We start from the raw sequence: 14243 nt of genomic DNA, 5'->3' as shown, positions 1-14243 counted from the left end.
GGGCCATTCGCGCAGGCGCTTTCGTGTGATAGGGCCGGCTCGTGATCCGCAAGGTCCTCATCGCCAACCGCGGCGAGATCGCCGTCCGAATCCTCCGATCGCTGCATGAGGCCGGCATCCAGGGCGTCGCCGTCTACAGCGACGTGGACCGCGGCAGCCTCCATGTCCGTCTCGCGGACGAGTCGTACCCCATCGGCCCCGCTCCTGCGGCGGAGAGCTACCTCCGCATCGATCGCATCCTCGACGTCGCCCGGCGCTCGGGGGCGGACGCCATCCATCCCGGATACGGCTTCCTCTCGGAAAACCGCGAGTTCGCGGAAGCATGCGAGCGGGCCGGCATCACCTTCATCGGCCCGCCCTCGAGCGCGATGGCGGCGATGGGGTCGAAGCCGGCGGCGCGCGCCAGGATGGCGGCGGCCGGGGTGCCCATCGTCCCCGGCGGCGAGCCCGCGACCGCCGCGGAGGCGCAGGCGCTCGCCGAGCGGCTCGGCTACCCGGTGATGCTCAAGGCCGCGTTCGGCGGCGGCGGCAAGGGGATGCGGCTCGTGCACCGCCCGGAGGACCTGCCCGCGGCCTACGAGCGGGCGCAGAGCGAGGCGCTGCGCGCGTTCGGCAACGCCACGGTCTACCTCGAAAAGGCGATCCTCCGTCCGCGCCACGTCGAGATCCAGGTGCTCGGCGATCGCGAGGGCAACCTCGTGCACCTCTTCGAGCGCGACTGCTCGATCCAGCGGCGCCACCAGAAGGTCGTCGAGGAGTCGCCCTGCCCCGTGGCCAGCCCGGAGCTCGTGCAGCGCATGGGCGAGGTCGCCGTGCGCGGCGCGCTCGCGGTCGGCTACCACTCGGCGGGCACGTTCGAGTTCCTGCTCGCCGAGGACGGCTCCTTCTACTTCCTCGAGATGAACACGAGGCTCCAGGTGGAGCACCCCATCACCGAGTGGACGACGGGCGTCGACCTCGTCGCCGAGATGGTGAAGATCGCCGACGGCGAGCGGCTCTCCCTCCACCAGCAGGCGATCGCGCGGCGCGGCGCGTCGATCGAGTGCCGCATCTACGCGGAGGATCCGAGCTCCGGCTTCCTCCCCAGCCCCGGCACCATCACGACGCTCCGCCCGCCGGCGGGCCCCTGGGTGCGCGACGACAGCGGCTTCTACGAGGGCTCCGTGGTCCCGAGCCACTACGACCCGCTGATCTCGAAGCTCTCGGTGTGGGCCCCGGATCGGCGCGCCGCCATCGCGCGCATGCGGCGCGCCCTCGCCGAGTACGCCGTCGCGGGCATCCGGACGAACCTCGCCTTTCACGAGAACCTGCTCGCGCACCCCGAGTTCCAGGCCGGCCGCTACGACACGGGCTTCATCGCCGAGCACACGGCGGAGCTCTGCGGCCCGACCGCCGTTCCCCCTGAGGAAGAGGCCTCGCTCGCCGCCGCCCTGGCCATCGCGGCCGCGCGGGCGGATCGGCGGCCGGCCGTCTCCAGCGCCCCCGAGACGGGCTCCTCGCGCCTCTCGCCCTGGGTCCTCCACCATCGCGCGTTCCGGTAAGCCCCCCTCGCACGGACCTGCGTCGCTCCCCGGCGCCGGCTCCGGGTGCCCCTTGCGGCCGCCCGCCCCAGGCAGCGTCGCTCGCGATCCGTGGGTCGCGCGGCCCAGCACATCGCGCGCCCATGCGGCTCGCGATGTGCTGGGCCGCGCGCGACGTGCGGGGCGCGAGACGAGCGACGAGCGACACGATGCAGCACGGCGGCACGTCACGACGCGCGGCGTACACCCACCGCCGTGTCCAGCGAGGCGCGCGCAACAGCACAACGCGCCGCCTACGCATCGCGTCGCACCAAAGTCTCCTCGCGCTCGAGGCTCCCTCGATGCTATCCTACGCGGAACTTTCGGCTGGGGTGGAGGTGCGATGGGACGCGAGGCGAAGGGCCAGAAGGACCCTCTTGAGGCCGTCGCCACGCTCCCACCGCTCGAGGCACGCGCGCACGAGCCTCCGCCTGCGACGGGCTGGCCGTCCGCGCCGCTCGCGGACGAGCCGGCGAGCGATGCGGCCGCCACGCCTACCCCGGCGCCCCGGTGGTTCGACGCGACCGCCCCCGAGGTGATGCCGGTGCGGGGCGGCGGCTCGCGGCGGATCTGGTCGGTCCCGCTGTTCGTGGCCGCGCTCGTGCTGGTCGCGACAGCGCGCAGCCTGATGGTCCGCGCGCTGCTGCCGATCGCCCTCGTCGCGGCGGCGGTGGCGCTCCTCGCGCGGGGGCGGCGGCGCCCCCTCCTGCCGCCCGCGCAGGTGAGCCGGCGCGGGCTGAGCATCGACGGCGATCAGCTGCTCCTCCAGGCCAGGGGCGGCGCCGCGCAGCACCTGCTGCTCCCGCTCCGCGAGCGGTTCGGGGTGACGCTCCTCGCGACCCCGCGCCGCGAGCGCCTCGTCGCCCTGCTCAGCTCCGGCGCCGGGATGTCCTCGATCGGCGCCAGCTTCGACGGCCCGTCGCGCCGCACCTTCGCCGCGCTGCTCGACCGCGCGTCCGTCATCGGCTCCGACGAGGTCGGGCTCGCGGCGATCGGCCCGGACGGCGAGCCGATCTCGCTCGGCCCCGCGGCGCTCGCGGCGCTGCTCGACGAGCTCGCGCTGCGCTCGCCCGGGTGCCTGGAGCGGTTCTTCGTCACCGACGCCCGCGGCGCGGCGCTCAGCCTCGACGGCCGCGAGCTCCGCGCGGGCGGCCGCGTCTTCGATCTGAGCGCGCCGCTGGAGTGGCGCGCGTTCGTGTTCCAGGAGGCGCTCGGGCAGGCGATCGCGGAGTACCAGGGGACGTGGGTGCGCCAGGGCACGAGCGAGATCGTCCTCGTGTGCCTGCTCCCCGCGATGTCTCCGGCGCTCGACGGGCCGAGCGCGTCCCTCGGCCCGCTCGATCGCGGCGCGCTCCGCGATCTCCGGCTGATGCAGGGCCTCCCGGAGAGCCCGCCGTCCGCCGAGCAGCGCGTCGCCATCGATCGACTGCTGATGGTCCCGATCCGTTCCGCGCTGGACAAGGCGCCTCGGCCCGCCGCGCAGGCGCCGCGCGCGCGTGCATGACGTAAGGGTACGGCGCGCGCACGCGCGCGCTTGCCAGGGATGTCCTGACACGGCGACCCGAGCGTGCTCCGGCGGCGGGCTTCGCTTGACGCCCGCGTTCGGGCGCGGGTAAACCGCGCCGGGTACTCGGGCGATAGAAGTCAGCACGTCCCACACGACATCCGGAGGCGATCCATGGCCGTCGATATCCAGAAGCTATTCAACGAGGAGCTCCCTGCTGCCCTGGCGAAGAACACCGACGCGGCCAAGCAGCTCGGTGGGAAGTACCAGATCAACGTGACGGGCGAGGGCGGCGGCGAGTGGCTGATCGACCTGACCAGCGCCAGTCCCAGCGTCGCCGCCGGCAACCCGGGCAGCGCGGACGTCACGATCGCGCTCACCAGCGAGGACTTCCAGAAGCTGCACGAGAACCCGCAGGCCAACTCGATGGCGCTCTACTTCGCGGGCAAGCTCAAGGTCACGGGCAACCAGATGCTCGCGATGAAGCTCCCGAAGCTGTTCCAGCTCGGCACGGGCTGATCCAGGCGCCGGCGGCGCCATGCGCCCGCTCAGCGACACGCGCGTCCTCGATCTCTCGCGGCTCCTGCCGGGGCCCTTCGCGACCCTCGTGCTCGCCGATCTCGGCGCCACGGTGGACAAGATCGAGGACCTCGCCGGCGGCGACCTCCTGCGCCACATAGCGCCGCAGATCGCCGGCGAATCGGCGGCCTTCCAGCTCCTGAACCGCGGCAAGCGCAGCGCCCTGCTCGACCTGAAGAAGCCCGAGGGGCGCGACGCCTTCCGCCGGCTCGTCGCGACCTACGACGTGCTGTTCGATCAGTTCCGTCCGGGGGTGCTCGAGCGGCTCGGGCTGGGTCACGAGGCGCTGCGCGCGGACAACCCGCGGCTCATCGTCTGCGCGCTGACCGGCTACGGCCAGACGGGCGGCATGGCGGGGCGCGCGGGGCACGATCTGAACTACGTCGCGCGCGCGGGGGTCCTCGGCGCGCAGGGGCCGGCGGAGGGCCCGCCGCAGGTGCCGGGCTTCCAGGTCGCCGACGTGAGCGGCGGCATGTGGTGCGCGATCGCCGTCCTCGCCGCGCTGAAGGAGCGCGAGCGGACCGGGCTGGGCGCGGTGCTCGACATCGCCATGACCGACGGCGTGCTCGGCTTCGCCCTCCCCACGCTCGCCGCTGCGCTCGCGGGCGGCGCGCGCGCCGGGGAGGGACAAGGACGAGGAGAGGACGCGGAGCGCGCGCGCGCAGCGGGCGACGAGCCGCTCACCGGCGGGCTCGCGCCGTACAACACCTACCTCTCGAAGGACGGGCACGCGATCGCCCTCGCCGCGCTCGAGCCGAAGTTCTGGGTCTCGTTCTGCGAAGGGGTCGGCCTCGATCCCGACCTGAGCGCGCTCGTCCCCGGGCCGCACCAGGTCGAGCTCAAGCGCAGGCTCGCCGCCCTCTTCCGGGAGCGGACGCGCGCCGAGTGGGAGGCGCTCGCGGCCGAGCGCGACTGCTGCCTCGAGCCGGTCCTCGATCCCCGGAGCGCCGCGGCCGATCCTCACCTCGCCTCGCGCGATCTCCTGTTCGAGATCGCCTCGCCGCGCGGCCCGATCCCCCAGCTCCGGACGCCCGTCACGCCGCGGGGGGTCGCGTTCGCGCCGGCGCCCCGCGCCGGAGAGCACACGCGCGCCGTGCTCCGCGACGCGGGCTTCTCGGAAGGCGAGATCGACGCGCTGATCCGCGCCGGCGCCGCGCGCGAGGCGCGCTGAGCGCCGGCGCGCGCGTCAGATCTTCTTCAGCTCATCGACGAACTCCCAGTCGGCGATGAGGTGCTTCTTCAACAGCAGCGACAGGAGCGCGGCGAACATCGCCTCCCAGCGCACGTTGTTGCCGAGGATCTCGCTCGCGTCGGCGCCGTGGGAGACGGCGCGGAGCGCGGAGACGAGATCGCGCGCGGTGAGGCCCGGATCGTCCGCGGCGATCGGCGGGGGCGGCTCGGACTGAGCGGCGGCCCGGGGGGCCGGGGCCGCCTGCCGCTGCGGCTGCGACTGCGACTGCGGCTGCTGCTGCGACTTGGACCCGCGCGCCGGGAGCGTGATCGTCGTGCCGTCGAGCAGCGTGAGCGAGACCATGCGGCGGCGGCCGCGGCCTTGCGGGGCGGGGATGTTGCGCACCTCGCGCTCGCTCGGGGGCTCGTCGCCGTGGTCGGGGACGCTCTCCGGGACGCTGCGCGCCGCGGTGCTCGTGCGCCCGAGCACGGCGCCGAGGAGCGCCGAGGCCGGCGTGCTCGGCGCGGGGGTCGCGTCCACGCTCGGCGCGGGGGTCGCGTCCACGCTGGCGGGCGGGCTCACGGGCCCTGGCGCGGCGCTGGGACGCAGCGTCTTCCGTCGCTCCGACGGGGCGGCCGGCGCGGATTGCGCCGCCTGCGCGGATTGCGCCGCCTGCGCGGATTGCGCCGCCTGCGCCGCCGCGAGCAGCTCGGGCGACGGCGCGACCTTCAACGTCGGCCGCGAGCGCTGCTCGTCAGGACGACCGCGGATCTCGCGCTCCTCGGGGCGGCCGCGGACCTCCCGCTCCTCGGGGCGGCCGCGGATCTCGCGCTCCTCGGGGCGACCGCGGACCTCCCGCTCCTCGGGGCGGCCGCGGACCTCGCGCTCCTCGGGGCGGCCGCGGATCTGCCGCTCCTCCGGACGGCTCCGGGCTTCCCGCTCCACGGGCCGCTGAGCGGCGCGCGGCGCCTCCCATCCCATCTCGTCGTCCAGGACGCCCACCTCGGCGGGGTCGACCTCGGAGGTCTCGATCGCCGGCAGCGCGTCCTCGACCAGCCGGGCCCCGGAGCGGAGGGCGGGCCTCGTCAGCAGCAAGGGCTCCGGCGTCGATGCGGCCGGCGGCTCCTCCGAGAGCCGCGCGGTCTCCGGCGCCCTGGGGAGCTCGGACGAAGGCGGCGGGTCGACCGGGCGCGCCCGCGACTGCGGCTCGCTCGCCTGCGCGCGCTGCGCGGGCGCGGGCGGCGGGGCCGAGCGCGCGCGCGCTCCGTAGTAGACCCGGATCGCGTTCCGGATGTCGCTCGGAGGAGCGATCATCGCGCGCACGGGCAGACCCGAGAACGCCATGCACTCCTTCATGCCGTCCTCGTTCGTCGGATCGTCCATCGCGACGTAGAGCGTCTCGCCCTGGTTGCGGACGTGGCGAACGTAGATCGGGACGAGGCAGTACCGCTCGGCCACGTCGTGCGGCACGAGGTTGAGCAGCTGCCGCGAGAACTCGATGTGCAGCAGCGACACCCAGGGAACGGCGAGCTGGTGCGAGAGGATCTGCGTCAGCTGGGTTTCGTTGATGAGACCCTGCTCGACGAGGAGCGTCCCGAGCCGCCGGCCGTCCGTGCGCTGCAGCTCCAGGGTCCTCTCGAGGGCCTCCTGCGTGATCATCCGCGCGTCGACCAGGAGCTGACCGAGACGTAGGCGAGGCGTAACCATCGCGCCCGAGGTTACCCCAAGTGGGATCCAGGACCTAACAGACGGCTGGACGAGCCCCCCCGCCCCCCTCCCGGCGGCGCCCCGGCGGCGCCCCCCCGGCCGAGGCAGACCTCGACTCCAATCGCTATCCCGAACGTGGTAAGGTCCCGCGCGTGTCCACAGTGGTCTGCCCGCAATGCGCGAATCCGTGCGAGCAGGCGCACAAATTCTGCCCGGTCTGCGGCTTCCCGATCTCGGAGTTCAACCGGACGTCCGACGACGCGCTGATCGGGACGACGCTCCCGGGCAACTACGTGATCCTGGAGCTCGTCGGGGTGGGCGGCATGGGCCGCGTGTACAGGGCCGAGCAGAAGGCCCTGGGGCGCACGGTGGCTGTCAAGATCATCCACCCCCACCTGCTCGGCGACGAGAGCGCGTCGGTCCGGTTCATCACCGAGGCGCGCGCCGCGAGCCGCCTGAACCACCCGAACTCGGTCGGGGTCATCGACTTCGGCAAGAACGGCGGGCAGCTCTACCTCGTCATGGAGTTCCTGCGCGGGCGCGACCTCGCCCGCGTCGTCTACGAGGACGGCCCGCTCCCGTTCCGCCGCATCGCCGACATCCTCTGCCAGGTGCTCGCGGCGCTCGCCGAGGCGCACCACCTCGGCATCATCCACCGCGATCTCAAGCCCGAGAACATCGTGCTCGAGCCGATGCGCTCGGGCGGCGACTTCGTGAAGGTCGTCGACTTCGGCCTCGCGAAGATGAAGGCGGAGGTCGCGACGACGAACATCACGAGCCCGGGCATCGTCTGCGGGACCCCGGACTACATGGCCCCGGAGCAGGGCCGCGGCGATCCGATCGACGCGCGGAGCGACCTCTACGCGTGCGGCGTCATCCTGTTCCAGCTGCTCACCGGCCGGCTCCCCTTCGAGGCGGAGTCGCCGACGCAGGTCGTGCTGATGCACCTCTCGCTGCCGCCGCCCGATCCCGCCCTGATCGCGCCGGAGCGCGAGATCCCCGAGCCGCTCGTCGAGGTCACGCTGCGGGCGCTCGAGAAGGACGCCGCGCGGCGCTACCAGTCCGCGGACGAGTTCGCGGCCGCGCTGCGCGCGTCGGTCGGCACGTTCGACACGCCCTCGGGCCGCTTCTCGTTCGCCGAGGCGACGGTCATCTGCGCCTCGTGCCGCGCCATCGTGCCGCGAGGACAGAAGTTCTGCGGCGAGTGCGGCGCCAGGATCGCGCAGCCGCACGCCCCCGCCCCGGCGCCGCGCGCCGCGCCGGGGGCGGCGCCCCCCACCGCGCGGCGCGATCGCGCGTCCGCCGCGCCCCCGCTCCCGCTCCCGTTCGCGGCGCGCGAGGAGGACCTCGCGTGGCTCGACGCATGCCTCGCCGACGTCGAGGGCTCGGTCGTCGCCGCGCGCATCGTCGGCGAGCAGGGCGTCGGCAAGACCCGGCTGCTCCGCGAGTTCCTCGACGTCGCCGCGAGCCGCGGCGACAACGTGATCCAGACCGGGCCGGACCCGTGGGGCGCCGAGGTCGGCTACTACGCGCTCCGCTGGGCGATCGCCGGGCTCGCGGAGCTCCCGCCCGACGGCGGCAACGCCTCGAACTGGAGCGGCGCGACGCCGGAGGCCCGCCGCGGGCTGCTCGAGATCTTCGGCAAGGGCGACCGCGGGAGCGACATGCGCCGGCACGCCTGGAACAAGCCGGCGGCGGGGGGCCTGTCGCCCGACGACCGCCGCTTCATCGCCGCGGAGGCGCTGCGCTGGGCGCTCTCGCGCGCGCAGCAGGCCGCCTTCCCGCACCGGGTCCTGCTCGCGATCGACGATCTGCACGCCGTCGACGGCGCGAGCAGGAACGCGTTCGCCGACGTGATCGCGGAGCCGCCGCTCGCGGCGCTGCTCATCGTCGCGAGCCACACGCCGGGCTTCGAGCCGCAGTGGGGCGGCGCCGTGCGCGCGCTCGGCGGCCTGCCGAAGGACACCGCGCTCTCGCTCCTCCGGAGCAGCGTGAGCCTGGATCACCGCGGCGCCCGCAAGACGCCGCCGAGCGCGGGCGGCGCGCGGCTGTCGCCGCGGCGCGACGGCGCGGACGGCGCCGCCGACCCGGCAGCGCTGGGCCTGCCGCCGAGCGCGGCGACCACGTCCGGGCCCGGCGGCGATGGCGCGACGGTGCCGCCGCTCTACATCGACCAGCTGGTCCGCTACACGCTCGAGGGCGGCAGCGATCCGCCCGCGCGGATGGCCGACCTCGTCGCCGCGCGGATCGAGCGGCTGCCGCAGGACGCGCGCCGCACGCTGCAGGCGCTCGCGGTCATCGGCGACGCGGCGGATCGGCCCACGCTGCAGCGCCTGCTCCCGGACATCCGCGCCTTCGACGATCTGCTCGGCAAGCTCGTCGCGTCGGGCATGATCGAGGAGCACGCGAGCGGCATCCGCACGACGCACCCGCTGCTGCGCGACGTGACGCTCGCGACGATCCCGGCCGGCGTCCGGCGCGACCTGCACGCCAAGGCGACGTTCGACAGCGCGGGCGACCCGCTCGCGCTGCCGCTCGAGGTGCAGGCGATCCACGCCTACCACGCGCAGAACGCGTTCGTCGCGCTGATGCTGCTCGAGCAGGCGGCGGATCGCTCCGCCGCGCGCGGGGACAACGCCGGCAGCGTGCTCGCGCTGCGCCGCGGCCTCGATCTGGCGCGGCGCGAGATCTTCCGCGGCGAGCTCGACGACCCGGTGCGCGCCGTCCTGATCTTCAGCCGCAAGCTCGGCGACGCGCTCGCGCGCGCCGGCGATCTGACCGACGCCGACGGCGTGCTGCGCGAGGCGCTCGACCTCGCCGGCCCTGGCGGCCCCGATCGCGCGCTCGTCCTCGGCTCGCTCGCGTACGTGGCGCACGAGCGCGAGCGCACGAGCGAGGCGTCGATGTACCTCCGGGAGGCGATCGACCTCGCCCGGCAGAGCGCCGACAGCGACGTGGTGCAGTCGCTCGACAAGATGAGGCGCGAGTGGATGTCGCGCTGAGCGGGACCCCGTGAACGGCGAGGAACGAGCGCAAGAACCCCGATCTCCGGCGAGCGCAGCGGCGGCGCCGGCGCGCGCGCCGTTCATCGCGCGGTGGGATCTCGACAAGACCTATCTCCGGACGGACTTCGACACGCTGCGCGACCTCGTGCGGACCGCGATCGAGCGGCCGGATCAGAAGCGCACGGTGCCGGGCGCGGGGTCGCTCCTGCGCGAGCTCGGCCGCGCTGGCGTCGAGACCCACATTCTCTCGGGCAGCCCGGAGCAGCTCCGCTCCCGCATCGAGCAGAAGCTGCGGCTCGACGGCGCGCGCTGGGCGTCGCTCACGCTGAAGCCCAACCTGCAGAACATCCTCCGGCTGCGCTTCCGCGCGCTGCGCGGGCAGCTCGGCTACAAGCTGCCCGCGCTGCTCCAGCGGCGCTGCGAGCTCCCGAGCCAGCGCGACCCGAGCGGCGCGCTGATCCGCGAGGTGCTCCTCGGGGACGACGCCGAGGCCGACGCCTTCGTCTACTCGGTGTACGCCGACATCTGCGAGGGGCGGGTCAGCCCGCTGGAGCTCGGCGAGGTGATGCGGCTCGGGCACGCCTACGACGACACCATCGCCGACGCGATCCGGTTCGCGAGCTACGTCGAGAAGGGCCCCGTCGTCGAGCGGATCCTGATCCACCTCGACCGGCAGTCCTCCCCCTCAGATTTCAGGATCTTCGGCGACCGCGTCGTCCCCTTCTACAACTACCTGCAGGCGGCCTTCGTGCTCCACGAGGACGGCCGGATCGGCGCGCACGCCGTGCTCCGCGTCGCCCAGGATCTCGTCGTCGCCCACAACTTCGACAGCGCCGCGCTCGCGCGGAGCTACGTCGATCTGTCCCGCCGCGGGCACGTCTCCGGCAAGGGCATCGCGTCGCTCGAGGTCGCCTACGGCGAGCTCGCGCAGCGCCGGGCCGCGGGCGCGAGCGACCTCGGCGCGATGATCGCGGAGCTCACGCGGCTCTGCGCCGACCTGCGCCCCGCCATGAGCCGGCCGCACGCGGCCATCGACTACCGCGCGCTCGCCGTCGGCCACAACCGCCGCTCGAAGCGCGGCCGCTGACCTGGCCCCGGCTGCGCTTCGAGCGCGGCCGTGCGGCCGTGCGGCCGTGCGGCCATGCGGCCGTGCGGCCGTCGATCGAGCCCCCGCCGCGCGCCTACAGCCAGGCGTTGTTCAAGATCTCGCCGACGCCGCCGGCGCCCGGGACGATGTACTGGATGTTGTTCAGGCCGCGCTCCTCGTCCCAGTGCGTGCCTGGCTCGGTCTTGAGCACGCGCGCCGGCGAGAGGCCACGATCGAGCCGTAGCGCGTAGATGATGGCGTCCGGGTGGGCGTCCGTGACGCGGCGGATGTACTCGGGCGTGACGATGAGGTGCATGGTGATGCACTTGGCCGGCCGCCCCTCCAGCGCGGTCTTGTAATACGAGAGCGCGCTGACCATGGATGAGCCCGTGGCGCCCATCGGATCGGGGAAGAGCACGTGACGCCCCTCGACGTCGCGGCCGATCTTGGCGTCGTGCCACGTCGCGCCGATGACCTCGCCTTGCTCGTTGGTTTGCCGGCTCATGAACAGATGATCTTGCCGGACCAGCGCGGGATCGAGCACCTCGTTCAGGAGCTCGTAGACGACCTGGGACGGCATCGTCCCGGCGCGCGCGATGCCCACGGTGACCACCTTGGTCGCGCGCGACAGCGCGGTGCCGCGGTAGATCGCCTCCGGATGGGAGGAGATCATCCGGGTCGGCACGTCCACGCGCGCGCGCCCCAGCTCCGCGGCGAAGACCACGCGCGCCAGGATCTGGTAGAGAACGCCGACGAGGCGCCCGACGTCCGGCTGAACCGTCTCCGGGGAGCAGGCTCGAGCCAGCAGCGTCCATGCGAGTGGATCATCGAGCAGGTGCACGCCCGGCCCGTACCGGTGGGCGATTTCGGGGGGCCGGAATCGGCTCTCAGCGTACGCAACGTCGACCATCGTTTTTCTGTTACACTACCTCGCCCGTCGCGGGGTATTCCTCCGGGTGCGCGCCGGTGCTCTCCCCGGGAGCGAAGCGGTTTGGAAGCGATGAGGGCGCCCGCCTCAGCGGGTCGCCCGGTGGACTTGCAAAGGAAGGGATGTTCGGTGGATAGCGACCTTGCCGAGTCGGTTACGGCGCTCAAGGATGCCTTTGCCCGAAGAGGTATCCCTGCGAGGTTCGGAAAGGCGGCTCCAGCGGCGGTGGAAGAGCTGCGCAAGACGCTGCGGGTGCCCGCCAGGTACCGCGCCTTCCTGCAGGAGGCAGACCCGCTCGACGTCGAGACGGTGACTCCGGTCGAGCGCGTGCGCCTCATCCCTTCCGAGAAGCTCGCTGCCGAGCAGCAGGCGAACGGCGGCGACAGCTCCCTCGCGGGCTGGCGCAAGAGCTGGATCCTCATCGCCCGCAGCGCCCTGCTCGGAGATCCCTACTTTCTCGACATCTCGAAGCTGGACGCCGAGGGAGACTGTCCCGTGTTCACCTGCATGACGGGGATCGACGCGCTGAAGCCAGAGCTCTGCGCCTCGAGCTTCCAGCAGTTCCTTCGCATCCTCGCGACCTCGATGGAGGTCGCGTCCGGCTTCGGTGAGAGCGGCCTCGACGACGAGGACGAGGCGATCTTCCGCGAGGCGCTCGCGCCGAAGATCAAGACGATCGACTCCGCGGCCCTCCGCGCGGGCCACTGGACGTGACCTGGCGTCCGCGGCGCGCCGCCCATTAAGGCGCTCCGTGGATCGAGCTGACCGTGCCATGGCCAGGTGCCCGGCTTGCAACGCAGAGAACCCGGGCGCCGCCCGGTTCTGTGTGACGTGCGGCGCGTCGATGGTCGCGAGGGACGCCGGCGTCGCCGCGACCCCCTCGGCGCCCCCTGCGCCCGGCCCGCAGCCGACCGTCCCTGGGCAGCCGCTGCCCGCGGCGCTGCTGCCCGAGGACCCGGCGCGCCGGGTCAGCCAGCCGGCCTACGGGGCTGGCGGCGCGAACGGGCCCGCGGCCGGGCCGCACGTCGTCCCGGCGCCGCTGGCGGGCTCGCTCCCGCGGCGCGTCCCTGGGGGCCACCTGCCGGCGGGGACGCTCGTCGACCAGAAGTACGTGGTCGAGCGGGTGCTCGGCGAGGGCGGCATGGGGGTCGTCTATCTCGCGCGGGACGTCCACACCGGGCTGCACGTGGTCCTGAAGGCGGTGCGGCAGGAGCTCGGGCACCGGCCCGACGTCCGCGCGCGGACGCTCGCCGAGGGCCGCGCGCTGGCGCAGATCGATCACCCGAACGTCGTCCACCTGAAGGCGGTGGTCGCGGAGCGGGACGATCTGTGGCTGGTGATGCAGTACATCGACGGCGAGAGCCTGGAGCAGACGCTCGCCAGGTACGCCGAGGAGCGCCGGCCGATGCCGCTGCCCGAGGCGCTCTCGATCTTCCGCCAGATCGCCTCCGGCATCGCGGCCGCGCACCGCGAGGGGGTGATCCACCGCGACCTCAAGCCGGCGAACGTCCTGATCCGCGGCAAGGACGGCGTCGCGAAGGTCACCGACTTCGGCATCGCCAAGGCCGAGGCGGACGCGCTCGCCGGGCGCGGGCTGACCAAGGGGATCATCGGCTCGCTCTATTACATGTCGCCGGAGCAGGTCCTCGGTCGCCGCGACCTCGACAAGCGGGTGGACATCTACGCCCTCGGCATCGTGCTCTACGAGATGCTGATCGGTCAGGTGCCTTTCGACGCCGAGAGCGACGTCGAGATCATGCGCCTGCACGCGGAGGTGCCGCTCCCGAGCGTCAGCGCCGTGCGGCGCGACGTCCCTCCGGAGCTCGACGTGTTCCTCCACAAGGCGTGCGCGAAGGACAGGGCAGAACGCTTCGCCAGCTGCGAGGAGATGCTCGCGGCGCTCGACACGATCGCTCGCCCCGCGCCGGCCGCGACCTCGGCGCCGCTCGGCGTCTCGAGCCGACCGCCGCCGCCCGCGGCCACGACCGTCGATGAGCTCCGCGGCGCGGCGCCGTCGCCGCCGGGGGGGGCGCCGGCGAGGCCGCAGCGCGGGCGGGGCTCGTGGCTCGCGATCGGCGCCGGGGCGCTCGTGATGTTCGGCGGGGCCGCCGCGCTGCTCGGGCTGGGCGTGCTCGACAAGCCGCGCGACGGTCGCCGGCGGGGCGCCTCGGTGCCGTCGAGCCCGGCCTCCAGCGCGAGCGCCGCCGCCGTCGAGGCGAGCGCGACGCAGCCGGAGCCGTCGCCGCTCTCCGGGCTGACCGGCGTGTGGGTGGGCAACGGGCGCGAGCTCGAGGCCGTGCTCGCCGGCGAGGCGCTCGAGTTCCGGGTCCGCCACCCGGAGCAGTTCGCGCCGCAGGACTATGCGGAGGGCGAGGCGCGCTTCTCGCTGCGCGAGCTCCCCGGGGAGGCCGGGGTGTTCGCCGTGGAGGACCGGCTCCGTTTCATCGCGCCCGGCTCGCGCCAGTTCGATCCGGCGCGCTCGCGCGGCACCTGCCAGGACGTCCGCAGCGACGTGGAGGGCCGCCCGCTCCGCGCGAGCTTCGACGGCACCCGCCTGAGCGTCGAGTTCGCGAAGATCGAGCCCTCCTCGAGCAACTTCGTGATCGAGCGCAACAAGGTCGTCAGCTGCGTCGGCCTCAGCGCCCTCCCCGCCACCCGCGTCGTGAGCACCCTCTCGAGGCCCTGACCCCCGGCGCGCGGCCA

10 protein-coding genes are annotated in these 14243 nt (G+C 73.8%); 8 read left to right on the top strand and 2 right to left on the bottom strand.

The window, feature by feature from the left end; all coding sequences use genetic code 11:
- Positions 1 to 41: 41 nt before the first annotated feature.
- The 4 genes from WME85_RS14975 (at position 42) to WME85_RS14960 (ending at position 4813) form a co-directional block, all read left to right on the top strand.
- On the top strand, positions 42 to 1541 hold the full coding sequence (locus WME85_RS14975) for an acetyl-CoA carboxylase biotin carboxylase subunit (RefSeq protein WP_437838863.1): 1500 nt from the start codon (positions 42 to 44) through the stop codon (positions 1539 to 1541).
- A 361-nt stretch (positions 1542 to 1902) separates the two neighbouring features.
- On the top strand, positions 1903 to 3063 hold the full coding sequence (locus WME85_RS14970) for an IMP dehydrogenase (protein ID WP_437838861.1): 1161 nt from the start codon (positions 1903 to 1905) through the stop codon (positions 3061 to 3063).
- A gap of 174 nt (positions 3064 to 3237) precedes the next feature.
- Positions 3238 to 3582 (top strand): SCP2 sterol-binding domain-containing protein, encoded by a 345-nt coding sequence (locus WME85_RS14965; RefSeq protein ID WP_437309775.1) that lies wholly within the window; start codon positions 3238 to 3240, stop codon positions 3580 to 3582.
- A gap of 19 nt (positions 3583 to 3601) precedes the next feature.
- Positions 3602 to 4813: a CaiB/BaiF CoA transferase family protein gene (locus tag WME85_RS14960; protein ID WP_437838859.1), complete on the top strand. Its 1212-nt coding sequence runs from the start codon at positions 3602 to 3604 to the stop codon at positions 4811 to 4813.
- Positions 4814 to 4828: 15 nt separating this feature from the next.
- On the opposite strand, the gene WME85_RS14955 is transcribed toward WME85_RS14960, so the two are convergent.
- Positions 4829 to 6520, bottom strand: coding sequence for a hypothetical protein (locus WME85_RS14955; protein WP_437838857.1), 1692 nt, complete (start codon positions 6518 to 6520; stop codon positions 4829 to 4831).
- Between the two features lie 152 nt (positions 6521 to 6672).
- Between WME85_RS14955 and WME85_RS14950 the strand changes: the two genes are divergently transcribed.
- Both WME85_RS14950 and WME85_RS14945 read left to right on the top strand, forming a co-directional pair.
- Entirely contained in the window at positions 6673 to 9522 is a 2850-nt protein-coding gene (locus WME85_RS14950; protein WP_437838855.1) for a protein kinase domain-containing protein, read from the top strand.
- A gap of 10 nt (positions 9523 to 9532) precedes the next feature.
- Positions 9533 to 10612: a hypothetical protein gene (locus tag WME85_RS14945; protein WP_437838853.1), complete on the top strand. Its 1080-nt coding sequence runs from the start codon at positions 9533 to 9535 to the stop codon at positions 10610 to 10612.
- A 94-nt stretch (positions 10613 to 10706) separates the two neighbouring features.
- On the opposite strand, the gene WME85_RS14940 is transcribed toward WME85_RS14945, so the two are convergent.
- Positions 10707 to 11522 carry a uracil phosphoribosyltransferase gene (locus WME85_RS14940; protein ID WP_437838851.1) on the bottom strand — a complete coding sequence of 272 codons (816 nt, stop codon included), beginning with the start codon at positions 11520 to 11522 and terminating at the stop codon, positions 10707 to 10709.
- A gap of 243 nt (positions 11523 to 11765) precedes the next feature.
- On the opposite strand from WME85_RS14940, the gene WME85_RS14935 reads away from it, so the two are divergent.
- Together WME85_RS14935 and WME85_RS14930 are read left to right on the top strand one after the other, a co-directional pair.
- Positions 11766 to 12254 (top strand): SMI1/KNR4 family protein, encoded by a 489-nt coding sequence (locus WME85_RS14935; RefSeq protein ID WP_437309769.1) that lies wholly within the window; start codon positions 11766 to 11768, stop codon positions 12252 to 12254.
- 58 nt (positions 12255 to 12312) lie between these two features.
- Entirely contained in the window at positions 12313 to 14226 is a 1914-nt protein-coding gene (locus WME85_RS14930; RefSeq protein ID WP_437838849.1) for a protein kinase domain-containing protein, read from the top strand.
- The last annotated feature ends 17 nt before the right edge of the window (positions 14227 to 14243 follow it).

The sequence above is a fragment of the Sorangium sp. So ce1153 genome, from assembly GCF_051521595.1.
In the GTDB taxonomy this organism is placed as follows: Bacteria; Myxococcota_A; Polyangia; order Polyangiales; family Polyangiaceae; genus Sorangium.
This window is presented reverse-complemented; position numbering and strand designations above follow the sequence as displayed.

Excerpts from the sequence above, each read along its gene's own strand:
- WME85_RS14970 (WP_437838861.1), top strand. The coding sequence starts at position 1,903 with ATGGGACGCGAGGCGAAGGGCCAGAAGGACCCTCTTGAGGCCGTCGCC.
- WME85_RS14965 (WP_437309775.1), top strand. The coding sequence starts at position 3,238 with ATGGCCGTCGATATCCAGAAGCTATTCAACGAGGAGCTCCCTGCTGCC.
- WME85_RS14960 (WP_437838859.1), top strand. The coding sequence starts at position 3,602 with ATGCGCCCGCTCAGCGACACGCGCGTCCTCGATCTCTCGCGGCTCCTG.
- WME85_RS14955 (WP_437838857.1), bottom strand. The coding sequence starts at position 6,520 with ATGGTTACGCCTCGCCTACGTCTCGGTCAGCTCCTGGTCGACGCGCGG.
- WME85_RS14940 (WP_437838851.1), bottom strand. The coding sequence starts at position 11,522 with ATGGTCGACGTTGCGTACGCTGAGAGCCGATTCCGGCCCCCCGAAATC.
- WME85_RS14930 (WP_437838849.1), top strand. The coding sequence starts at position 12,313 with ATGGCCAGGTGCCCGGCTTGCAACGCAGAGAACCCGGGCGCCGCCCGG.